The organism is Marinobacterium iners DSM 11526 (genome assembly GCF_900107855.1).
Taxonomy (GTDB): Bacteria; Pseudomonadota; Gammaproteobacteria; order Pseudomonadales; family Balneatricaceae; genus Marinobacterium; species Marinobacterium iners.
This window is the reverse complement of record NZ_FNRJ01000021.1, coordinates 1-22,396: the sequence shown is the minus strand read 5'-3', so window position 1 is coordinate 22,396 and position 22,396 is coordinate 1. Positions and strand designations below refer to the sequence as shown.

Below are 22,396 nucleotides of genomic sequence, written 5' to 3'. Positions count from 1 at the left end.
TGGATAATGGGCCAATACTCACCGAAAGGACAATTTAAAAGCCCGCTGCTTGCCATAGCTCAACTCAATCATCAGCCACAGTCGAGGTTGGTCGTTGCAGTGTTTCAACGATGTAATTCAGTACCCGACGTGAGTAAATCAGGCTGGTGTGAGTGAGGGGAAAGACCTTGTGTTCGGTCATGCCGGTGACACGGGTTTCATCAATCAGGACGGTCCCGTCGGATATCGAATCCCTGCTCAGCAAAGGCATCAGTCCCACAGGAAGGTCGCCTGCGATGCTGTATAGCCGGGCTTTAAAGGGCCAGTGATGATTGTCGGCCAACAAATATTCGATGCTGTTTTTAAGCATCCCCTTGAACCTGGAATCATGAATCTCACGAGCCAGATGACTGCCCTTGTGAGGGGTGCCCAGCGTAATGACCGAGTCGACCCAGTGGCTCTGTTTGCTGTTGCGTTCAAGGTAGCGCCGTGCAATCAAACCTCCCATGGAATGGCAGACGAAAGCGGTGGGCTCGTTGTCGATAAACTGATCGATTCGAGTGCAGATCGTATCCAGATCGGGCGACAGTGTGTTGTAGGTCAGGTTGAGTGTCTGATAACCCTGTTTATGCAGGCGCCTGCATAAAGGGCGCATCACCAGTCCTGACATGTAGAGACCGTGCAACACCACAACTTTTTGTACGTGCATAACGGCAGTGGCTCCATCCATCTGTTCGTGTCAGCTTAACCCTTCAGTGAAATGGAGGAAAGACCGCCTTTTGCGCTACCGGACCATGGCTGTTCCTCTGGCTGAGCGGTAGGATAGGGGGCACCAACCAGGCTGACAGGGACTGAAATGAACGAAACCATCTTCATGCTGGCGATCGACTTTATTGCGCTTATTGGTGTTGTCGTGCTGTTGCTGATTGTTGTCCTGCTTATTGTTGGCGTGATTATGTATCAGATAGACAAGCGCCAGACGGCACATACCATACGGCGCAACTATCCCTTGTTGGGGCGATTCCGCTACCTGTTCGAAACACTGGGCGAATTTTTGCGTCAGTATTTTTTTGCCATGGACCGTGAAGAGATGCCGTTCAATCGTGCCCAGCGTTCCTGGGTCTATCGGGCGGCGAAAAATATTGATAATACGGTGGCCTTTGGTTCGACACGGGATCTGCGCAAGCCGGGGACTTATTACTTCCTGAACTGCCCGTTTCCGACACTGAGTGAAGATGCGGCCAGTACACAACCGATGCGGATTGGGCCCTACTGCCGGCAGCCCTACGATGCGCCATCCTTTCTCAATATTTCGGGCATGAGTTTTGGTGCTCTGTCGGCACCTGCGGTACAGGCATTGTCGATGGGAGCAGCAAAAGCGGGTTGCTGGATGAATACCGGTGAAGGCGCCCTGTCGAAGCATCACCTGACCGGTGGCTGCGATATCGTATTTCAGATTGGCACTGCCAAGTACGGCGTCAGGAATGAACAGGGACGGCTTGACGATGCGCGCCTGGCGAAAATGGCCGCGATTGAACAGGTCAAAATGTTCGAAATCAAGCTGAGCCAAGGTGCCAAGCCGGGCAAGGGCGGCATATTGCCGGGTGACAAGGTGACAGCCGAGATTGCCGAGGCGCGTGGCATTCCGGAAGGGCAGGCCTCGATCAGCCCCAATCGCCACCCGGAAATATCCAGTATTGATGACCTGCTGGATTTTATTGCACATGTGCGTGAAGTGACCGGAAAACCGGTCGGCTTCAAGCTGGTGCTGGGCAGTACGGATTGGCTGGATGCATTCTGTGAAGCTGTGTCAAATCGAGGCAGTGAGTCGGCACCGGATTTCATTACCCTGGACAGTGCTGACGGCGGCACCGGGGCAGCCCCCATGCCGCTGATGGACAGCGTTGGCCTACCACTGCGCGAGAGTCTTCCGCTGCTGGTCAATAAACTTATCCAGCATAACCTGCGCAACCGGGTGCGGGTGATCGCATCGGGCAAGTTGATCAACCCGACCGATGTGGCGGCAGCGATCTGTCTGGGGGCTGACTTTGTAGTGACCGCACGTGGTTTCATGTTTGCGCTGGGCTGTATTCAGGCATTGCAGTGCAACAAAAACAGCTGCCCCACCGGCATTACCACTCACAACCCCAAACTGCACAAAGGGCTGGTACCGGACGTAAAGGCAGAGCGGGTAGCCAACTTTCACCACAACCTGGTGCATGAAGTTGAAATGATTGCCCATGCCTGCGGTGTATCAGAACCTCGTCAGCTGACACGTGAGCATGCCGCCGTCGTGGTCGATGGTGGTGGGTCGGTACCGCTGAATATCCTCTACCCCCGCTCCTGAGAGCGGAAAGAGTGAAGCCAGCAATCAAGCTGGCTTCACTATTGGTTCAGCGTTCGTCGTCGAACCAGGATTCGCGGTCAAGCCAGGTCATCAGCTCCTTTTCCTCCTGATGACGCTCAATGGCTCTTCGGGCCTCAAGCAGGCGTTTGGTCGCGTGTTGCTTGCGCCGGATTTTCTGTTCAACATCGTATCCAACCATGATGTCGAAAACCTCAGTCTGAATCGGGTCCAGATCCTGTTCTTTCCGTATCAGCATAGCCTCTCTCCGATCTCAGGGTTGCCGCTATCGGGAGACAGAAGGTGTCTGTCCGATGACAGCAAACACTCCAGGAGTTTTTTATTTACCCTAACCGGCGCCGAATTTCAAATCACCGGTATGCATCAGGGTAGAGGCTTCGTGTTGCAGCGAGATGAATGACGGCTCTATTCGCCGTCATCCTCGCTGTCTGATCCGCGGCGCAGGGTGGGAATTCGCTTGTCGTTCTGGCGCAGGCTGCGCAGGCTGCGTTTGATGGTCTTGAGGTGATCCAACAGTACCGGTCCCAGTTTCATGGCCACGCCAACGGCCAGGACATCAATGATGACCAAGTGTACGACGCGCGAGGACATCAGCGTGCTCAGATCCTTGTCCTCTTCCACATCGACATGAATGGGAATGGTTGCCAGATCGGCAAGGGGGGTGTTGCCCGGACAGAGGGTAATCACGGTTGCGCCCTTGTCCTTCACCAGTTTGACGGTATGCAGCAGATCCTTGGTACGGCCCGTTTGGGAAATGGCTACAACGGCATCACCTTCACCAAGCGTCAGGGCCGAAATGGTCTGCATGTGAGGGTCGGAATAGGCAGCTGCCGATACCATCAGCCGATAAAACTTGTGCTGGGCATCGGCACAGACCGGTGCCGATGCCCCGAAACCGTAAAACTCGACCCGGTTTGCCTTTGCCAGACAGTCGATCGCCTCTTCCAGGGTGCCGGGATCAAGCTGATCGCGGATATTGATCAAGTTGCCGATCATGGAGTCGAAGATCTTCTGCTTAAACTCGATCACTGTGTCTTTGGAATCGAGTGAGAACTGTTCATAGCTGGCGTTGCTGGCGAGACCCTGAGCCAGTGTCAGCTTGAAGTCCTGAAAGCCATCGTAATCCAGCGCACGACAGAAGCGTACTACGGTCGGTTCACTGACTTGTGCTTCGGATGCCAGATCCACAATACGCATGTGAATTACGTCATTGGGGTTGGCCAGCACATAGTCAGCCACTTTCTGCTCAGACTTGCGCAGGTCAGAGCGGGCTTCAGCAATTGATTTGAGCAGGTTGAAGGAGTTCATCTCCGTCACATCCGATTATCAGCAGAAGGTCAGGAGTATAACAACGAAAACGGTATCGGCCCAATGCTGCTCAAGTGCTGTTCTGGCCTGCATTCAGGTAATTGCAGCCTGTATGAGAGCATGCTAATTTCAAAAACGTTATCCACGCTTAACAACAAATTATAAAGCATAAGGAACAAGAGCCGTGAAACGCAGACAATTCATTCAGGGTGCTGGAGCCGCTACAGTCGCAGCAGGTACCCTGGTATCCGGTAAGGCGATGGCCGCGCCGGAATACAAATGGAAGATGGTCACCACTTGGCCGAAAAACTTCCCGGGCCTGGGCACGGGTGCCAACCATCTGGCCGATATGATCAAGCAGATGACCAATGGCCGCATCGAAGTGAAGGTGTATGGTGCCGGTGAGCTGGTCGGGGCATTGGAGATCTTTGATGCCGTCTCCCGCGGTACGGCGGAAATGGGTCATGGTGCCGCCTATTACTGGAAGGGCAAGAGTACGGCCGCTCAGTTTTTCTCTGCCGTACCCTTTGGTCTGACGGCTCAGGAGATGAACGGCTGGCTCTACCACGGTGGTGGCATGGAGCTGTGGCAGGAAGTGTATGACCAGTTTGGCCTGGTTGCCGGAGCTGCCGGTAACACCGGTGTGCAGATGGGCGGCTGGTTCAACAAGGAGATCAACAGCGTTGAGGACCTCAAGGGTCTGAAAATGCGTATCCCGGGCCTGGGTGGCGAGGTGCTCAAGCGTGCCGGTGGTACTCCGGTACTGCTGCCCGGTGGTGAGATATTCCCGTCACTGCAGTCCGGTGCCATTGATGCCACCGAGTGGGTTGGTCCGTACAACGATTTGGCGTTCGGTCTGCACAAGGCAGCTAAATACTATTACTACCCGGGCTGGCATGAGCCGGGCACCACGCTGGAATGTTTCATCAACAAGGAAGCGTTTGAGGCTCTGCCCGATGATCTGCAGGCAATTGTGCGTGCGGCACTGCGGGTAGCCAACCAGGATATGCTGGCCGAGTCCATGGTGAAGAACAACCGTGCGCTGGAACAGCTCGTGAGCGAGCACGGCGTCGAGCTGCGCAACTTCCCGGAAGACGTGATGCGCAAGCTGCGTGAAATCTCTGATGAAGTGGTGGCGGAAGAGGCGCAGAAGGATGCCATCACCAAGAAAGTGTATGACTCCTTCGTGGCCTATCGGGCTCAGGTTGAAAAATGGACGGCTGTGGCTGAGCAGGCCTATATCAATGGCCGTTCGCTGAGTTGATCTGCAGGCTGCTGCACTGAAGAGGATTCAAGGCCGGGCACTGTCCGGCCTTGTTTTTTGGGAGATATCAATGTCGGATCAACTTCAAACCCTCAGGGACTATTTGACCCGTCACCACGGTGGTGATGGTTCTGTGGCGGCTCAGCGAACCCTAGAGGGACATGCGCGCAACCATGATGACCTGTTCCGCCGCTTCTGGGCAGAGCATGCAGAGCCTGTTTTGTCCCGTGGCAGCCGGGTGGTAGACCTGGGCTGTGGCCCGGGGCTGTTTCTGCGAGATTTGTCCTTGAGCGGCCCCGAGCTGGATCTGGTTGGGGTTGAAGCAGCCCCTTACATGCTGGAGCAGGCTTGCGAGGACGACTACGACTTCAGCATTCGTGTGGCTGATTTGAATGACCCACCGGCAGATCTGTTTGAAGCCGAATCCATAGATGCGGTGCTGGCGAACCGTTTATTGCACGAACTGCATCAGCCGTTGGTGCTGTTGCAGCAACTGCATGACTGGCTTAAGCCGGGTGGTGTACTGATTCTGGTTGATATGGTGCGCCAGCCGTTGGGCAGTTTTCTGACCCATAAATTTGGTCAGGATCGACTGGATGAAAAACAGGACGCCAAGGCGATGGCTGCCCTGTTTGAGGATTACTTCGAACACAACCGCTATCACGACTATGACTTGCTGGCGCTACTGAGCCTGACCGGTTACGAAGTGCTGGCGGATGAATCGATCCGCAGCGGCCGAGCGGTCCAGATCGCGGCGCGCAGGCCTTTGTAAGCCTGGCGCACCGCTGCCGGCAGCCGTCACACCTTGTGATAGATCTCGGCGCCGCTGTCCTTGAACTCTTCCGACTTCTGTTTCATGCCCTGTTCCGCCTGGGCATTGATCGCCGCGACCTGCGCATCATCCAGCTCACGGACCTCCTGGGAGATCTTCATGGAGCAGAACTTGGGTCCGCACATGGAGCAGAAGTGCGCCACTTTGGCTGATTCCTTCGGCAATGTTTCATCGTGGTAGGCACGGGCAGTGTCCGGGTCCAGACCGATGTTGAACTGGTCTTCCCAGCGGAATTCGAAGCGCGCCTTGGACATGGCATTGTCGCGGATTTGCGCGCCGGGATGACCTTTCGCCAGATCGGCCGCATGCGCCGCGATCTTGTAGGTGATGATACCGGTCTTGACGTCATCCTTGTTGGGCAGACCCAGGTGCTCCTTCGGCGTCACGTAGCAGAGCATGGCACAGCCGTACCAGCCGATCATCGCCGCGCCGATACCGGAGGTGATGTGGTCGTAGCCCGGCGCGATGTCGGTGGTCAATGGGCCCAGGGTGTAGAAGGGCGCTTCGTGGCACTCCTTCAGCTGCTTGTCCATGTTCTCCTTGATCATGTGCATCGGCACATGGCCCGGACCTTCGATCATCACCTGCACATCGTGCTGCCAGGCAATCTTGGTCAGTTCGCCCAGGGTTTCCAGCTCAGCGAACTGGGCGGCGTCGTTGGCGTCGTAGACCGAGCCCGGACGCAGGCCGTCGCCCAGGGAAAAGGCTACGTCATACGCTTTGCAGATCTCGCAGATCTCTTCAAAATGGGTGTAGAGGAAGTTTTCCTCGTGGTGAGCCAGGCACCATTTCGCCATGATGGAGCCGCCACGGGAGACGATGCCGGTCATGCGCTTGGCGGTCAGCGGCACGTAGCGCAGCAGCACGCCCGCATGGATGGTGAAGTAATCCACGCCCTGTTCCGCCTGCTCGATCAGGGTGTCGCGGAATACCTCCCAGTTCAGGTCTTCGGCGATGCCGTTAACCTTCTCCAGCGCCTGGTAGATCGGCACGGTACCGATGGGAACCGGCGAGTTGCGCAGGATCCATTCACGGGTTTCGTGAATGTTCTTGCCGGTGGACAGATCCATGATGGTGTCTGAGCCCCAACGGGTGCCCCAGGTCATTTTGGCGACTTCCTCCTCAATGGAGGAGGTGACTGCGGAGTTGCCTATGTTGCCGTTGATCTTCACCAGGAAGTTGCGGCCGATGATCATCGGTTCCAGTTCCGGGTGGTTGATGTTGCACGGGATGATGGCACGGCCTTCAGCCACTTCCTGGCGTACGAACTCCGGCGTGATCTCCTCCGGCAGGTAGGCGCCGAAGTTATGGCCTGGATGCTGCTCGGCGACGATGTTGCCCTCAGCCTTGGTCTTGGCCAGCTTCATGTTCTCGCGGATGGCGATGTATTCCATCTCCGGCGTGATAATGCCCTGACGTGCGTAGTGCAGCTGGGTCACGTTTCTTCCGGGTTTGGCACGACGGGGTTTGCGAGTGAGCTCGAAGCGCAGTTCGTCCAGACGCAAGTCGGCGGCACGGGCGCGGCCGTATTCGGAGGTCAGTCCGTCCAACTGCTCGGTGTCGTCACGTTCCAGAATCCAGTTTTCACGCAGCGGTGCCAGGCCCTTGCGCACGTCGATGCAGGCGTCCGGATCGGTGTAGGGGCCTGAAGTGTCGTAGACATACAGCGGATCGTTCTTTTCGCCGCCCATGTCGGTCGGTGTATCGTCCAGGGTGATTTCGCGCATCGGCACGCGGATATCGGGGCGGCTGCCTTCAACATAGACCTTGCGGGACTTCGGGAAGGGCTGCACGGAGTCCCTGTCGACCTGTGCACTCTGGTTAAGGGGCATGGAACTCGGCTGTTGGGTACTCATCTCACTCTCCGGTTTTATCGTTTTTTGTGCGTGTCAGGGGGCTTAATCGGCCAGATCCAGGCCCATCTGCCAGAAACTGACTTCCATGCGGGTGGCGGTGCTAAAGCGCTGTTCCAGTGCGGCCAGACGGCTGGCGGGAAGATCCTGCCCCAGCCTGTCCAGCAGCTCACGTTCGGTGGCGGCCGCCTGCTGATATTCCTCGCTCAGGTACATCTCGATCCAGGCGTTGTACGGGTTGCCTTCGCGGAGGGTATCCGGCTGTTCGGTCAGCCAGTTGGCGATTTCGGCATAGCCGATGATGCAGGGCGCCAGCGCCACGTGCAGGTCGAGCAGATCGCCGGCGAATCCTGCATCCAGTACATAGCGGGTGTAGGCTACTGTGGCCGAGGCTTCCGGCAACGCCTGTAACTGTTTTTCGCTGATGCCCCAGTCGCGGCAGTAGTCGACATGCAACCCGATTTCGGTATCCAGCATGGCGTTGAGACCGGCCTGGGCGTAGCGCATGCTGTCCAGGTCTTCGCTTTTGAATACGGCCAGACCCCAGGCACGGCTGAACTGGATCAAAAACAGGTAATCCTGCTTCAGATAGTGCTGGAAACATTCCTTGGGCAAGGTTCCCTGTCCCAGCTGGCGCACGAAGTCGTGCTGGATATAGGCGTTCCAGTCATCGGCACACCGGGTTTTTAGATGGTCGTACAGTGACTTATTCGCAGATACGTTTGCAGACACGGGGTACCTCCTGTTCGGTTACGGCTGCGGGGTCGAGGCTGGCGCTGAAGAACTGGTGTTCCAGCACGCACATCTGGTGGAACAGCCTGGCCAGTTCCTCCAGCGTGGCGTCATTGCGGTCGGTAAAGCTGTCCACCTGGCCGCGCAGCCAGGCGACGAACTGCTCGAACTCGGGCAGCACATGGATGTCGATCCATTCCTGCAGATAGAAACGGCTGCCGCGCGGCTTTTTCGCCTGTTGCTGCGACCAGCTCAAATAGGACCATTCGGCGACGCAGAGGCAGATGATGGCGCGTTCGTAACTGACTTCGGACGCCTTCATGGTGTCGATGATCGCCCGGCTGACCGGGTGCAATGCCGGGTTCAGGTAATCGGCCTCGCTCAGCCCCAGTGCTTCGAAGGAACGCAGGAAATAGGTGTTCTCGTCGCTGGTCAGCGCCGCCAGGAAGCCGGCCAGCACGGCTTTTGGCGGCATCGCCGGAGCGTTGGCGAGGGTGCGGGCGACCAGGTTGACTAGGGTGTCGATGAAGGCGTAGTCCTGCACCAGGTAGCGGGCATAGACCTCGTCGGCCAGGCGGTCATCGCCCAGCGCGTCGGTGAACGCATGGTTCACCGCCCGGTTCCAGTCGGTTTCGGCGTAGCCGCGCAGCTGTTCGCTCAGCGGCTGCTGTGGGTGCTGTTGGCGGTAATCGGCAAAGGTCATCGGGCTTTCCATTTTGTTTGGCTCAAAGCTATCCATGTGGGTGTTCAGGGCACGATGGCGTAGTCGGCCACCGGCGGATTGCTTTTGGTCAAGCCCTGTTCCTGCATGAAGGCGCCGACGCGCTGGTAGCGGGCCTTATCCAGTGCTGCCGGACGCAGCGCGAAACGACTCAGGGTGTCGGCCCAGGCGCGACGGTTGAGTTCGGTGTTGAGCTCGTCTGGCTTGTAGCTGACGAAGGCTTTCCAGGCGTCATCCGGGTGGTTGACGATGTACTGGGTCGCCTGTTCCAGTGCGGCCATCATACGGGCGAAGCGTTTGTCACCCCGATCCTGGTTGTTGATCACCAGTACCAGCTCGTCATAGGCGGGGACGCCTTCCTCTTCTACGTAGAAGGCGCGGCCCGGATGGCCCTCGATATCCATCTGGTTCAGTTCGAAGTTGCGGTAGGCGCCGATCACCGCATCGACCTTGCCGGTGATCAGGGACGGCGACAGCGACCAGTTGACGTTGACCATCTCGATATCGTTCAGGGTCAGGCCGTGCGGCTTGAGCATGGCGCGCATCAGCGCTTCCTCGTAGCCGCCCACCGAGTAACCCACCTTCTTGCCCTTGAGGTCGGCCAGGGTCTTGATCGGGCCCTGATCCAGAACCACCAGCGAGTTCAGCGGTGTGGCGATCAGGGTGCCGATGCGGGTCAGTGGCAGTGCTTCACCAACCATCACGTGCAGCTGCGGCTGGTAGGTCAGCGCCATGTCGGCCTTGCCGGCGGCAACCAGCTTGGGTGGCATCGACGGGTCGGCAGGCTCCACCAGATTCACCTCCAGCCCCTGCTCGGCGAAGTAGCCCTTCTGTTGAGCGACGATCAGCGGGCCGTGATCGGGGTTGATGAACCAGTCGAGCAGCAGCTCGACCTTGTCGGCTGCCAGTACCTGTGTTGAGAGCAGGCAGCCACAGAGCAATGCAGTCAATCGTTTCATTATGAAGTACCTCGGGGTGCGGACGACGTGGACTCATCCAGCCAGGGGGTGAGTCGTCGTGCGATCAGGTTGACGGAGAAATAGAGGGCCAGTGCCATGAAGGCCAGCACCAGCAGGGCGGCAAACATCAAATCCACCTGCATGCGGGCGTTGGCGTGCAGCATCAGATAGCCCAGTCCGGTGGAGGAACCGACCCATTCGCCGATCACGGCACCTATGGGTGCCACTGACGCGGCGACGCGCAGGCCGGAGCCAAGGGCAGGCAGGGCAGCGGGCAGGCGGATCTGCAACAGCTGGGCGCGGCGGCTGGCGCCGAGGGTGCGCGCCAGCTGCAGATAGCCGCTGGGCGTCTGGCGCAGGCCGTCGAAGCAGGCAGCGGTCACCGGGAAATAGATGATCAGCGTGGCCATGGCGATTTTGGAGGTCATGCCGTAGCCAAGCCAGAGCATCAAAACCGGCGCCAGTGCAAATACCGGGATCGCTTGGCTGACCACCAAAACCGGCAGCAGCCAACGGCGCAGGCTGCCCCAGGTTACCAGTGAGAGAGCGCTCGCCAGCCCCAGCAGCACGCCGAGCATCAGGCCCAGCAAAATCTCGATCAGGGTGACACCGGCGTGCTTCATCAGTAGTGGAAACTGACTGAACAGAGTTTCCAGCACGCGCAGGGGGCCGGGCAAAATGAATGTGGGGGCATCGGTCAGCCAGACAATCAGTTGCCAGATCAGCAGCAATCCGGTGGTGATGATCAGTGGGCGCAGAACCTGCATCATGCGGCACCTTCCATCAGCAGCTGAAGCAGCTGTGCCTGCAGCTCAAGCAGGGCAGGGTCGGTGACCGGTCTGGGTGTGCTTCCAATCGGCACTATCGGGTCCGACAAGCGTGCTGGGGAGCCTTGCAGCACCAGTACACGATCCGACAGGCGCAGGGCTTCCAGTGGGTCATGGGTTATCATCAGCACGGTTCGATCGGCCAGCAGCCCGGCGGCCAAGTCCTGCAGTTTGAGCCGGTTGATCGCATCCAGCGCAGAGAAGGGCTCATCCATGCAGACCAGTGGCTGATCCTGAAACAGAGTGCGGGCCAGTGCCACACGCTGGCGCTGACCGCCGGACAGCTGCCCCGGCAGGGCAGTGGCTCGATCGTTCAGACCCACCTGCTGCAGCAAATATCCGGCCAGTTCACGCTGTTCGCCTGAGGGTTTGCGGCCCTGTTGCAGCCTGGCGCCAAGCAACACGTTGTCTTGTAAATTCAGCCAGGGCAACAGCAGATCCTGCTGGGACATCCAGGCTACGCGGCCAGCCAGTGGCAGGCCATCACTGCAGTGAATCTCGCCACTGATGCTGGCCTCGTCGGCAATGCCGCAGAGCAGCTGCAGCAAGGAACTTTTGCCGACACCGGACTGGCCCAGAATGCAGGTCCACTGCCCACTTGGCAGTGTCAGATTCAGGTCGCTGAATACGCAGTGCTGCTGCCAGTTCAGGCTGGCTTGACGAAGTTCAATATCCAAGGCTCACCACCAGGCGTGGAAGTGATGAGTTGGGCCGTGCCCTGAACCCACCTGTAGCCGATCGGCTGCCGTGATGGCTGCCGTGATATAAGTCTTGGCTTCGGCCACGGCAGTGTGCATATCCCGCCCCCTGGCCAATCCGGCGGCAATCGCGGAGGAAAGAGTGCAGCCGGTACCGTGGGTGTTGGCGGTGGGGATGCGTTTGGCCGGCAGCCAGTGGGTCTGCCCGTCCATCAGCAGCAGATCGGCGCTGTCGTCACTTGCCGAGTCGGTCAGGTGGCCGCCCTTGACCAGTACCGCCTGAGGGCCCAGTGCCAGCAGCTCTCTGGCCTGTGTCAGCATTGCATCCGTATCGGTCGCTTCCGGCGCGCCCAATAATACGGCTGACTCCGGAAGGTTGGGGGTGATCAGGGTCGCCAGCGGTAGCAACTCGCTGCGCAGCGCCTCAACCGACTCGTCTGCCAGCAGCTTGTCGCCGCTCTTGGCGACCATGACTGGGTCAAGCACGATATTGCGAAGGCCACGGTCACGCAGAATAGTCGCGATGGTTGTAATGGTTTCCGGACGGCTGAGCATGCCGATCTTGAGCGCATCGATGTGGATATCGTCCAGCACGGTATTAAGCTGATCGGCGATAAAGGCGGGTGGAACGTCGTGGATGGCACGAACTTCACGGGTGTTTTGTGCCGTCAGGGCGGTGATCACCGAGGTGCCAAATACGCCGAGTGCTGAAAAAGTCTTCAGATCCGCTTGAATACCGGCACCGCCGCCGCTGTCGGAGCCGGCGATAGTGAGAGCGATGGGTGTGTGTGCGTGTGTCATGCGGATGCTCCAGTACGGGAGAAAACCGCACCAGCCATGGGCATGCATGGAGTGATAGTAACGGTCATCTCGATTTCCTACGCCGGTACAAGCCGGATCAGGTTCAGCGGGTCTCATCTCAGCCCATCCAGTGTGGGCACCCCGACCAAGAATCTGTGGCTAGTTTAGGCACAAGCGCTACCACTGTCTATGCTGTAACCAGATGCCGGCTGCTTTCAGGTCAGGCCGGCACCTTTTGAGCAGGAGTAGATGCCATGAATCCGCTGGAAAATGTCGATCTGTTGTGCCCCTGGTGCAGTGAGCCGATCAGTCTGATGATCGAAGTGACAGAGCCTGAGCAGGAATACACAGAGGATTGTCCAGTCTGTTGCAGCCCGATTCAGGTTCAGGTCAGCGTAGGTGATCAAGAGCGCCCCGAGGTTAGCGTTGAGCGTGAAGGTGGCTAGTAACAGGGAGTCGTTATGCAACCAGAAATTGAAAAAAGCCGGCAGAGACTGCTGGAGTCGAGTCAGCCGCTGGACGTTGAAATACGCTGCATTGCTCTGCAATTGCTAACCAATATGCGTGACCGACTTGCGCTGCGGGCTGATGCCGATACCGAATCACTGAACGAGATCGTGCACCAGACACGTGTGGACAGTAAGCGCCTGCGTGCGCTCTGGCGTCTGCTGAAGCCTGGGCTGAAAACCACGGACTACAGCAGGCTCGAGCGTTTGAGCAAGGGACTGGCCAAGCCGCTTGCCTCCAGTCGCGATGCGCAGGTCATGAAGGAAACGCTGGATTGGGTGAGTGCAGACCTCCCGCCGGATGTTCGCCAACGATTGTTGTCGGGGTTGGTGCAGGTACTTGGACATGTGACAGTGAATGAACCGGCATTGTTGCAGGTTGTGCAGACACTGCTGAGGCTGGAGCAGGCTATTGTGGCCATTGATCTGAGTTCAATGAGTAAACGACATCTGCACAAAGGGCTGAAGCAAACCTGCCGCAAGGGCAGTAGCCTTGCCCACGAAGCACTGCAAAAGCATGCCATGGAGCCGATGCACCGCTGGAGGAAGTGGGTCAAGTTACTATTGTTCCAAAGTGGTTGGTTGCTGGATGAAACCGCTCCCAAATGGATTAGCCAGGTTAAAGCGCTCGGAAGTGCTCTGGGACGACTGCATGACCTGGATGTACTGACTGTGCAGATGGAAGAGGCTCGTGCCTGTTTTCGGCAAGAGGATCTGGATCAGGTGAGCACAGGCATTAAGGCAGCCCGTCTAAACGCGCTTGGCGAAATTGACGTCCTTACCGACGAGATCTACGCAAAGCGGGCTCGCAAGCGGGCAAAACAGTTGTATCGGTGCTGGAAGCATTAGGTGTTTAAAGATTAGGCAGTGTTCATATAAGCATTTGATTTAAAGGATCTTTACCTCGATAGACACTATGTTAATCTGTGTGCATTAGGCGACGAAAGTTGCGCAAATTATGAATTAAGCAGGTAGGCCCCCATGTTTTTCAAAAACCTCAGAGTTCGTGCCAAATTATGGCTGTTGATCGGTATTGCCGGTTTTATGTTGCTGTTTCTAACTTCGACAGCACTGCTGGATATGCGCCACTCACTTCAGCAGGAGCGTGAAGCCCAGCTGAATTCATTACTGGACACTACCCTGAGCCTGACAGCTTCCTTGCAGGCACGTGTAGCTGCAGGTGAGCTGAGTAGCGATGAGGCGCGGCAGCAGGCACGTACCCTGTTGGAAAACATGCGCTATGCCGGCAATGAGTATTTCTTTGTTCTCAATGCCAACGCCGACATTTTGGTACATGGGGGCGATACGTCTCAGGCAGGTCGTAATCTGAAATCAGCAAGAACCCCGGATGGGGTACCTGTATTTGCGCAGATGGCAGCGATGATCGGCGGTGGAAAAAAGGTAGAGGCATTTAGTTATCTTTGGCCCAAAGCCGGCAGTACCGAGCCTCAGCCAAAGCTGACGCTGGCCAAATCCTTTGAGCCCTGGGGTTGGGTGATTGGCACAGGGGTATATATGGATGACTTGAATGCGGCGTTCATGGAAGACCTCATACACCTTAGTCTTCAGCTGCTCGTTGCCTTGGCCCTTCTGATACTGTGTGCGATTCCTATCGGACGCACGATAATAATGCCTCTTGATATTATCAGTGACGTGATGAAGCGTGCTGCCAATGGTGATCTTCGGGTGCGTACCGAGCTGACCAGCCGGGATGAGCTGGGCAAGGTGGGTCGGCGTATCGATGAAACTCTGGGCGTGTTCCAGGATCTGGTTCATCAGATTGCCGGCTCGGCGACCCAGGTATCAGCCAGTGCTGAAGAGTTGGCCCGCAGTGCCGAGGAAACCAGCGCGGCGCTGGATGCACAGGCGCAGGAAGCTGAGCTGCTCTCCACCGCCATGAACGAGATGGCCGCCAGTGTGCATGAGGTTGCCCGTAGTGCCGGTGAGACGGCGGCGGCGATTGAAAGTGCCGATCATGAGGCTGATGAAGGCAACCATGACGTTGAAGATACCGTTGAACGTATTCAGGCGCTTGCTCGCGAAGTTGATGCAGCGGCTGAGGTGATTCAGGCTCTGGAAGGTGATACGGTTCAGATCGGCCAGGTGCTGGGTCAGATCCAGGCCATTTCCGAACAGACCAACCTGCTGGCGCTGAATGCGGCGATTGAGGCGGCTCGAGCCGGTGAGTCCGGCAGAGGCTTTGCGGTGGTGGCTGATGAAGTCCGCCAGCTGGCGCAGCGGACCCAGGGCTCTACCGAAGAGATTCGCAGCATGAACGATCGTTTGCGTTCGGCTGCTCAGCGGGCTGTTGAAGTGATGGAGCGTTCCAAGGAACGTGCGGATGCCAGTGTCACAACAGCCCAGCATGCGGGCAAGGAGCTGAGCCGTATCGTGGAACAGATGGCGCTCATCCGTGACATGGGCGTACAGGTGGCAGCGGCGGCCGAAGAGCAAAGTCAGGTATCGGAAGAGATGAACTCCAATCTGCTGCGTATCACCCAAGCTTCTGAAAGCACTGTTGCGGCTGCGAATACCGTGGCGGCCAGTGGTGAACAGCTGCAGCAGCTGTCACGCAGTCTGCAGCAACAGATCAATCGCTTCAGTACCTGATCTGGGCCTGTTGGCAACAGGGGGATATACTGGGGCGAAATGTCTGAACATGCGCGGAGAATTATGAAATATCGCATCATCCCGGTAACCCCGTTCCAGCAGAACTGTACTCTGCTCTGGTGTGAGCAGACCGGCAAGGCAGCCGTGGTCGACCCCGGCGGAGACCTGCCCCTTATCAAGGCTGCCATTGCCGAAGAAGGGGTAACGCTGGAAAAGATTCTGCTGACTCACGCTCATATAGACCATGCTGGTGGAACCGCTGCGCTGTCTCATGAGTTGGGCCTGACCATTGAAGGACCGGGTCACGAGGATGAGTTCTGGATTGAGGGATTGCCCAAGCAGAGTCAGATGTTCGGTTTTCCGAATGTGGATGTGTTCACGCCGGACCGTTGGCTGGAAGAGGGTGATCGTGTCAACTTCGGTGAGGTTGAACTGCAGGTGATACACTGCCCGGGACATACGCCTGGTCACGTCGTGTTTTACCACGCAGACTCGTCACTGGCACTGGTGGGTGATGTTCTGTTTCAGGGCTCCATTGGTCGCACGGACTTCCCGCGGGGGGATCATGCCACCCTTATCCGCTCGATCAAGGAAAAGCTTTTGCCATTGGGCGATGAAATACGTTTCATACCCGGGCACGGTCCCATGTCGACCTTCGGTCAGGAGCGGCTGACCAATCCGTTCATTGCCAGTCGGTTTGGCTAATGTTCCCGACTCTTTGAGGAAACACCACCACTGACGATAAAGGTGGTAACGTCCCCGGCCGGCTGGTCCAGAGCTGTAACCCGGTTGGCAGGGACGATAATCAGGTTTCCGGCAAAGTTGTATGATTGTGGCAGGTAAACAGCTACCTCTTCATTCAACCCCCAGTGTGATAAATCCTCAGCTGTGATGAATCCGGCAACACGCACACCTGCTTCTTCGCTCAAGCAAACCAGTACTGGCTTGTTGAAGCGCTTGTCCTCACCCAACAGTGCGTTGAACAGATCTCCTACAGCGTTATAGAGCAGCTTCACCAGCGGTATCCGCTTCATCAGTTGCTCAAATCGCCTGACCAGATAACGGCCAAGGTAGTTATTGGCCAGTATGCCCACTACCGTGATCAGTGTCAGTGTCGAGGCGATAGCCAGAAGAGTGGTGGGCCAGCCAGGCTCGAGCTGGGGCAGCAACTGATGAAACAGTCGGCCAAGCGCCGAGAACAGGGTGTTGTTCAGGGCCATGAAAATGGCATATACCAGATAAAAGGTGATAACGGCCGGCAGCAGTACCAGCAATCCCTTGAAAAATAGCCGAATCAGAGTGTTCATGGATATCCCTTCTATTTGTGCAGCAGCAGCGCCAGTTCGAACAGTTGCGGGTCAAGTCCCTTGCGATAACGGATTACGCTATCGAGAGGAATATCCAGTATGGCACCTTCGGACACGCCTACCATAATGTCGTTATAACCCGCCAGCAGATAGCTTACGGCCATGGCACCCAGTCCAGAGGCCAGTACCCGATCATGCCCACTCGGATGCCCTCCGCGCTGAATATGGCCGAGAATGCAGACCCTTGGATCTTCGCCCTGCTGCTGCAGCTGCTGAGCCAGCCTGTAGGTAAGGCCGGGCTCACGTCCCTCTGCTACAACAATAATGCCGCTGGAACCCTTGCCTGTTCGGCGATTTTCACATAGCTGGCGCCCCAGTTCTTCGATATTTACCTGGTACTCCGGCACAATCACCATCTCGGCACCGGCGGCAATACCTACATGAGTGGCCAGGAAGCCGGAGTTTCGGCCCATGACCTCTACCAGAAAGTAACGCTCATGCGACGAGGCGGTATCACGGATCTTATCAATGGCATCCAGGGCGGTATTGACGGCGGTATCAAAGCCAATGGTGTCTTCCGTACCGAAGATATCGTTGTCGATGGTGCCAGGAAGTCCGATAACGGCAATGTCACTCTCTTCAGCCAGTAGATGAGCCCCCGTCAGCGAGCCATCCCCACCAATTACGATCAGCGCACCTATTCCGGCATTTTTCAGGTTGGCTGCGGCCTGCTGCCGTATCTCTGGGTCCTTGAACGCCTCACAGCGGTCACTTTTCAAAATGGTGCCACCGCGCTGTACGATGTTACGGACAGAGGACGATGTCATCACGCGCAGGTCTCCGGCTACCAGGCCACTGTATCCTTTTTGAATACCGTATACCTGCACGCCGCTGTTCAGGGCCGCTCGCACGACGCCTCGAACGGCCGGGTTCATGCCGGGCGAATCTCCACCGCTGGTCAGAACCGCTATGGCGTCGAAATCACGGATGGGTTCAAGATCAGGCAGACTGTACATAAACGACTCCCTGGTGAGTGGGCATGCTGACACTATAACTGAATTATTGCGTTATCGTGATAGAAGTGGAAACGATCCATGTTACGGTTTTTGCAGTAAAAAAATTCTGTTGCAGGTTGATGCCGGCGCAATGCTGGCCAATACTGAAAGCTCTGAGTCCGACCCGGCACGGGTGCGTGACCGCAGATTTCCGATCAAACAGGAGAGTTGAACATGGCGTTGAAAAAAACACTGATCTCAGCCGCGATGGCGGCAGGTGTAATGGCTGCAGGTCTGACCGCACCAACAACGGCGAGTGCGGAAAGCTTTATTACCATCGGTACCGGCGGGGTGACGGGAGTTTACTATCCCACAGGTGGTGCCATCTGCCGTCTGGTTAACAAGGACCGTTCTGAGCATGGCATCCGCTGCTCGGTCGAAAGTACGGGTGGCTCCATTTATAACCTGAATACAATCCGTGCCGGGGAGCTGGACATGGGTGTAGCTCAGTCCGACTGGCAATTCCATGCCTACAATGGCACCGATGCCTTTGCCGAACAGGGGGCAAACAAGGATCTGCGCTCCGTTTTTTCACTTCACCCCGAGCCGTTCACTGTGGTTGCGCGAGCCGACGCTGGTATCAAGAACTTCAATGACCTCAAGGGCAAGCGGGTCAATATCGGCAACCCGGGTTCAGGTCAGCGCGGTACCATCGAAGTCATCATGAAGGCGAAGGGCTGGACCAACAGCGATTTTGCGTTGGCATCTGAGCTGAAGGCTTCAGAGCAGGCCAGTGCACTGTGTGACAACAAAATTGATGCAATGGTTTACGTTGTTGGCCACCCAAGCGGCGCAATCAAGGAGGCAACCACCTCCTGTGAAAGCAATCTGGTAGAAGTGAATGACGCGGCCATCGACATGTTGGTGAATGAGAACAGCTACTACCGCAAGGCTGTGATCCCGGGTGGCATGTATCAGGGCAATCCTGATGATGTTGTAACCTTCGGTGTGGGTGCCACGATTGTAAGCTCTGCCAGTGTGCCTGATGATGTGGTTTATAATGTGGTCAAGGCGGTTTTCGAGAACTTCGACACCTTCCGCAAATTGCATCCTGCTTTTGAAAACCTGAGCAAGGAAGAGATGGTACGAGATGCCTTGACGGCACCCCTGCACCCGGGTGCAGAGAAGTACTACAAGGAAGCCGGCCTGCTTTAAGCACCGGCAGCAGGGGGGCGACTCCCCCTGCTCACCCCCTCCTTTCTGTCTGAAACAAGGGTGTAGATCGTGACTCAGGAAGACAAGCAGCAAACCTCCAATGACGATATTCAGGCACTGGTCGCACAGTCCGACAGCGGTGCTCGCTCTCCCAAGGGCCTGCCTGGGCGCCTTCTCTGGGGGGTTGCACTGGCCTGGGCTCTGTTTCAGCTTTGGTATGCCTCGCCACTTCCTTTTATGCTGGACTTCGGGGCCATCAATGATTCCAAGGCTCGTGCCATCCATCTGGCATTTGCCATATTTTTATCTTATACCGCTTACCCGGCGCTGAAACGTTCACCACGTTTCCACATCCCGATCCAGGACTGGATATTTGGACTCCTGGGTGCTTTCTCTGCTGCCTATCTGGTCATTTTTGAAGCGGAACTGGCCGGACGCTCGGGTGCACCGATCACCGCGGATGTGGTGGTAGCTGTTATGGGAATGCTGCTGTTGCTTGAGGCAACTCGACGCGCTCTGGGGCCACCGTTGATGGTCGTTGCGGCAGTATTTTTGACGTATACATTCGCAGGGCCTTACATGCCGGATGTGATTGCCCATAAGGGTGCAAGCCTTAACAAGGCGATGTCGCACCAGTGGTTGACTACTGAAGGGGTGTTCGGGGTTGCATTGGGCGTATCCACCAGCTTTGTGTTTCTGTTCGTGCTGTTTGGCGCTTTGCTTGAAAAGGCAGGCGCCGGCAACTACTTCACCAAGGTCTCGTTTTCTCTGTTGGGGCACATGCGCGGAGGGCCGGCAAAGGCTGCGGTGGTGTCTTCAGGGTTATCAGGCCTTATATCCGGTTCTTCCATCGCCAATGTTGTAACTACGGGTACCTTTACCATTCCATTGATGAAGCGCGTGGGGTTTCCCGCTTACAAGGCCGGGGCTGTTGAGGTTGCAGCATCTACTAACGGTCAGCTTACGCCGCCGATCATGGGGGCAGCAGCCTTCCTTATGGTTGAGTATGTGGGCATTTCCTATATTGAAGTAATTCAGCATGCCATTCTGCCGGCGTTGATCTCCTATATTGCACTGATTTATATCGTGCACCTGGAGGCGTTGAAGGCGGGCATGCAAGGTCTGCCGAAGCGTAATGATGGCGGTACCCTTGCTCAGAGGCTGGCGACCTGGGTTGGTATTATAGTGGGCGTATGTGTTGTCTCACTTGGACTCTATTATGGTTTTGGTTGGACCAAGAGTTACATAGGTAGTGCCAGTTACTGGATTATGGCCGCAATCGTATTTGTGGCTTATCTCTGGCTGGTTCGCCACTCCGCAGCTTACCCAGATCTGAAACTGGATGATCCTGACTCAGATATAGTCGAACTCCCTGAAACAGCACCGACCGTCAAGTCGGGTCTTTATTTTCTGCTGCCGGTTTTTGTACTCGTGTGGTGCCTGACAGTGGAGCGCTTTTCTCCGGGGCTGTCCGCGTTCTGGGCAACTGTGTTCATGGTAGTGATTGTGCTTACACACAAGCCGATAAAAGCCATGTTCCGGGCCCAGGGTGCGTTTGGACAGGGGGTAAAGGAAGGCTTCTGCGATCTGCTTGATGGGCTGGTGACAGGCTCTCGAAACATGATAGGCATCGGCGTGGCAACTGCAGCGGCGGGTATTGTCGTGGGAACTGTTACGTTGACCGGAATCGGTTTGGTTATGACCGAGTTCGTTGAGTTCATTTCGGCGGGCAATATCATGCTGATGCTGCTGTTCACTGCTGTCATTAGCTTGCTGTTGGGTATGGGGCTGCCAACAACAGCAAACTATATTGTCGTATCCACATTGATGGCTCCGGTCATCGTGACCCTGGGGGCTCAGCAGGGGCTGATTGTGCCACTGATCGCCGTACACCTGTTTGTGTTCTATTTCGGAATATTGGCCGATGACACACCGCCCGTAGGGCTTGCTGCGTTTGCTGCTGCAGCGATAGCACGCTCAGACCCAATCAGAACCGGTGTTCAGGGTTTCACCTATGACATCCGCACAGCGGTTTTGCCCTTTATGTTTATTTTCAACACTGAGTTGTTGCTGATGGGTATAGAGAGCATTCCGCATCTGCTGGTCACCATTGCGACTGCGGTGATTGCCATGCTGATTTTTGCAGCTGCGACTCAAGGCTACTGGCTGGTGAAAAGCCGTTGGTATGAAACCCTGTTGCTGTTACTGATCGCATTTACACTGTTCCGTCCTGGCTTCTGGTGGGATGAAGTTTATCCACCTGTAATCAACGAACCGGCTCAGAAGATTGAATGGCTGGCAGAACAGGTTCCTGCCAATGGCCACCTGATGATTCAAGCGAGGGGAATGACAATAGATGGCGATGAAGTTACTCGACTGATTCGTCTGCCGTTAGAAGAGGGCAGTAGTGGAGCCGAGCGGCTTGAGAATGCTGGCCTGGTGCTCAATATAAATGATGACAGCGTGATTGTTGATCTGGTTGCATTTGGCAGTGCAGCGCAGGACGCAGGCTTCGACTTTGACTGGGAAATTTTGTCCATTCAGGTTGAGGCAGATCGACCGGATAAACAATGGATGTATTTACCAGCTCTCTTGCTGCTGGCTGCATTGGCATGGTTGCAGATACGTCGGAGACGGGCATCTGCACCAGAGACACAGGAGGCATGATGTTTAATAAAATACTGCTGCCGATTGATATGCAGGACCGAAATACAGCGCAGGAAGCGTTGCGTGAGGCAGCACGCTATTTGGCAGGGCCTGAGGCCGAGCTGCATGTGATGTCGGTAATGCCCGGGCTCAATATGCCAATGGTCGCCGCCTACTTTCCGGAAGATACAGTTGAGAAGGCGTTGAAGGAGCTTGAATGTGAGCTTGCGCAATTGATCAAGGAAACCGTTCCGGAGTTGGCTCATTGCTATGAACATATCTGTGAAGGCAATGCGGCCAAGCAGATAATCAAGCAGGCAAATAAGCTGGACGTCGACCTCATCGTTATGCCCAGTCACAACTATTCGCGTATGGAAAACATACTGATCGGCTCGGTTACCTCGCGGGTGGTTGAGCGTGCGCACTGCTCGGTAATGGTGCTGCGATTAGCAAAGCAAAAAAAGTGATATCGAGGCGTTGACAGCGATCCGAATCGCTGTAGAATACGCCACCTCATCAGCGCTGACCGCGCGTTGTTTTCTCCGCCAAGGCAGTGAAAACAAACGAAAAAAACGGTTGACACTGAAACGGGTTGCGGTAGAATACGCGCCTCGCTTGAGACAACAGGTTGCACCGAACGGTGCGGTTGGCCAAGCCCGCTCTTTAACAAATTGATCAGGTAATATGTGTGGGCGCTTGTCAGGATTGAGCACACAAAGCTTAATCAAGGCAAGCAACCTAACTGAATATTCATTTAGCGTTGTGTAATACCTTGAGC

The 22,396-nt window shown here is 56.3% G+C and carries 23 protein-coding genes and 1 riboswitch; of the genes, 10 read left to right on the top strand and 13 right to left on the bottom strand.

Annotated features, from left to right (window positions below; all coding sequences use genetic code 11):
- Positions 1-64 precede the first annotated feature (64 nt).
- Positions 65-688, bottom strand: coding sequence for a PGAP1-like alpha/beta domain-containing protein (locus tag BLV48_RS16355; RefSeq protein WP_091827867.1), 624 nt, complete (start codon positions 686-688; stop codon positions 65-67).
- 147 nt (positions 689-835) lie between these two features.
- Between BLV48_RS16355 and BLV48_RS16350 the strand changes: the two genes are divergently transcribed.
- On the top strand, positions 836-2,326 hold the full coding sequence (locus BLV48_RS16350; protein ID WP_091827866.1) for an FMN-binding glutamate synthase family protein: 1,491 nt from the start codon (positions 836-838) through the stop codon (positions 2,324-2,326).
- A gap of 46 nt (positions 2,327-2,372) precedes the next feature.
- Here BLV48_RS16350 and BLV48_RS16345 read toward each other — a convergent pair whose 3' ends face one another.
- The gene (locus BLV48_RS16345; RefSeq protein ID WP_091827865.1) at positions 2,373-2,582 is read right to left on the bottom strand and encodes a PA3496 family putative envelope integrity protein; all 210 of its coding nucleotides are present in this window, start codon (positions 2,580-2,582) and stop codon (positions 2,373-2,375) included.
- Between the two features lie 167 nt (positions 2,583-2,749).
- Positions 2,750-3,652 (bottom strand): SIS domain-containing protein, encoded by a 903-nt coding sequence (locus BLV48_RS16340; protein ID WP_091827864.1) that lies wholly within the window; start codon positions 3,650-3,652, stop codon positions 2,750-2,752.
- A gap of 184 nt (positions 3,653-3,836) precedes the next feature.
- Here BLV48_RS16340 and BLV48_RS16335 point away from each other — a divergent pair, with 184 nt between their 5' ends.
- Entirely contained in the window at positions 3,837-4,916 is a 1,080-nt protein-coding gene (locus tag BLV48_RS16335) for a TRAP transporter substrate-binding protein (protein ID WP_091827863.1), read from the top strand.
- Positions 4,917-4,986: 70 nt separating this feature from the next.
- Entirely contained in the window at positions 4,987-5,688 is a 702-nt protein-coding gene (locus BLV48_RS16330; RefSeq protein ID WP_091827862.1) for a class I SAM-dependent methyltransferase, read from the top strand.
- Between the two features lie 26 nt (positions 5,689-5,714).
- Here BLV48_RS16330 and thiC read toward each other — a convergent pair whose 3' ends face one another.
- Genes thiC through thiD form a run of 7 tightly spaced genes read right to left on the bottom strand, consistent with a single transcriptional unit; the run spans position 5,715 to position 12,339 of the window.
- Complete coding sequence (gene thiC / locus BLV48_RS16325) at positions 5,715-7,604, bottom strand: phosphomethylpyrimidine synthase ThiC (RefSeq protein ID WP_091827861.1); 1,890 nt, start codon at positions 7,602-7,604, stop codon at positions 5,715-5,717.
- A 42-nt stretch (positions 7,605-7,646) separates the two neighbouring features.
- Complete coding sequence (tenA, locus tag BLV48_RS16320) at positions 7,647-8,333, bottom strand: thiaminase II (protein ID WP_422730702.1); 687 nt, start codon at positions 8,331-8,333, stop codon at positions 7,647-7,649.
- The gene (locus BLV48_RS16315; RefSeq protein WP_091827860.1) at positions 8,308-9,072 is read right to left on the bottom strand and encodes a TenA family protein; all 765 of its coding nucleotides are present in this window, start codon (positions 9,070-9,072) and stop codon (positions 8,308-8,310) included. The genes tenA and BLV48_RS16315 overlap by 26 nt, the downstream gene beginning before the upstream one ends.
- Positions 9,073-9,080: 8 nt before the next feature.
- Complete coding sequence (locus BLV48_RS16310; protein ID WP_091827859.1) at positions 9,081-10,013, bottom strand: ABC transporter substrate-binding protein; 933 nt, start codon at positions 10,011-10,013, stop codon at positions 9,081-9,083.
- A complete protein-coding gene (locus BLV48_RS16305; protein ID WP_091827858.1) occupies positions 10,013-10,780 on the bottom strand; it encodes an ABC transporter permease in 768 nt (255 codons plus the stop codon). Before BLV48_RS16305 ends, BLV48_RS16310 begins: the two co-directional genes overlap by 1 nt.
- The gene (locus tag BLV48_RS16300; protein WP_091827857.1) at positions 10,780-11,517 is read right to left on the bottom strand and encodes an ABC transporter ATP-binding protein; all 738 of its coding nucleotides are present in this window, start codon (positions 11,515-11,517) and stop codon (positions 10,780-10,782) included. The genes BLV48_RS16305 and BLV48_RS16300 overlap by 1 nt, the downstream gene beginning before the upstream one ends.
- 3 nt (positions 11,518-11,520) lie before the next feature.
- A complete protein-coding gene (gene thiD / locus BLV48_RS16295; RefSeq protein ID WP_091827856.1) occupies positions 11,521-12,339 on the bottom strand; it encodes a bifunctional hydroxymethylpyrimidine kinase/phosphomethylpyrimidine kinase in 819 nt (272 codons plus the stop codon).
- A gap of 57 nt (positions 12,340-12,396) precedes the next feature.
- Positions 12,397-12,493: riboswitch (TPP riboswitch) on the bottom strand.
- A 100-nt stretch (positions 12,494-12,593) separates the two neighbouring features.
- On the opposite strand from thiD, the gene BLV48_RS16290 reads away from it, so the two are divergent.
- The 4 genes from BLV48_RS16290 to BLV48_RS16275 all read left to right on the top strand — a co-directional run bounded on the left by BLV48_RS16290 (position 12,594) and on the right by BLV48_RS16275 (position 16,160).
- Entirely contained in the window at positions 12,594-12,785 is a 192-nt protein-coding gene (locus BLV48_RS16290; RefSeq protein ID WP_091827855.1) for a zinc ribbon domain-containing protein, read from the top strand.
- A 15-nt stretch (positions 12,786-12,800) separates the two neighbouring features.
- On the top strand, positions 12,801-13,694 hold the full coding sequence (locus BLV48_RS16285) for a CHAD domain-containing protein (protein ID WP_091827854.1): 894 nt from the start codon (positions 12,801-12,803) through the stop codon (positions 13,692-13,694).
- 132 nt (positions 13,695-13,826) lie between these two features.
- A complete protein-coding gene (locus BLV48_RS16280) occupies positions 13,827-15,455 on the top strand; it encodes a methyl-accepting chemotaxis protein (protein ID WP_091827853.1) in 1,629 nt (542 codons plus the stop codon).
- A gap of 63 nt (positions 15,456-15,518) precedes the next feature.
- Complete coding sequence (locus tag BLV48_RS16275; RefSeq protein WP_091827852.1) at positions 15,519-16,160, top strand: MBL fold metallo-hydrolase; 642 nt, start codon at positions 15,519-15,521, stop codon at positions 16,158-16,160.
- Here the strand turns inward: BLV48_RS16275 and BLV48_RS16270 are convergent.
- Together BLV48_RS16270 and pfkA are read right to left on the bottom strand one after the other, a co-directional pair.
- Positions 16,157-16,762 (bottom strand): DUF502 domain-containing protein, encoded by a 606-nt coding sequence (locus BLV48_RS16270; RefSeq protein ID WP_091827851.1) that lies wholly within the window; start codon positions 16,760-16,762, stop codon positions 16,157-16,159. The two genes, BLV48_RS16275 and BLV48_RS16270, sit on opposite strands and share 4 nt — an antisense overlap.
- An 11-nt stretch (positions 16,763-16,773) precedes the next feature.
- A complete protein-coding gene (gene pfkA / locus BLV48_RS16265) occupies positions 16,774-17,778 on the bottom strand; it encodes a 6-phosphofructokinase (RefSeq protein WP_091827850.1) in 1,005 nt (334 codons plus the stop codon).
- Between the two features lie 213 nt (positions 17,779-17,991).
- Between pfkA and BLV48_RS16260 the strand changes: the two genes are divergently transcribed.
- The 3 genes from BLV48_RS16260 (at position 17,992) to BLV48_RS16250 (ending at position 22,085) form a co-directional block, all read left to right on the top strand.
- Complete coding sequence (locus tag BLV48_RS16260) at positions 17,992-18,972, top strand: TAXI family TRAP transporter solute-binding subunit (RefSeq protein WP_091827849.1); 981 nt, start codon at positions 17,992-17,994, stop codon at positions 18,970-18,972.
- Positions 18,973-19,041: 69 nt separating this feature from the next.
- Positions 19,042-21,639: a TRAP transporter permease gene (locus BLV48_RS16255; RefSeq protein ID WP_091827848.1), complete on the top strand. Its 2,598-nt coding sequence runs from the start codon at positions 19,042-19,044 to the stop codon at positions 21,637-21,639.
- Positions 21,639-22,085, top strand: coding sequence for a universal stress protein (locus BLV48_RS16250; RefSeq protein WP_175527709.1), 447 nt, complete (start codon positions 21,639-21,641; stop codon positions 22,083-22,085). Before BLV48_RS16255 ends, BLV48_RS16250 begins: the two co-directional genes overlap by 1 nt.
- Here BLV48_RS16250 and BLV48_RS19240 read toward each other — a convergent pair.
- Positions 22,065-22,396, bottom strand: a 332-nt coding sequence (locus BLV48_RS19240) for a hypothetical protein (protein WP_217633042.1), incomplete at its 5' end; no start/stop codon positions are given. The genes BLV48_RS16250 and BLV48_RS19240 overlap by 21 nt on opposite strands.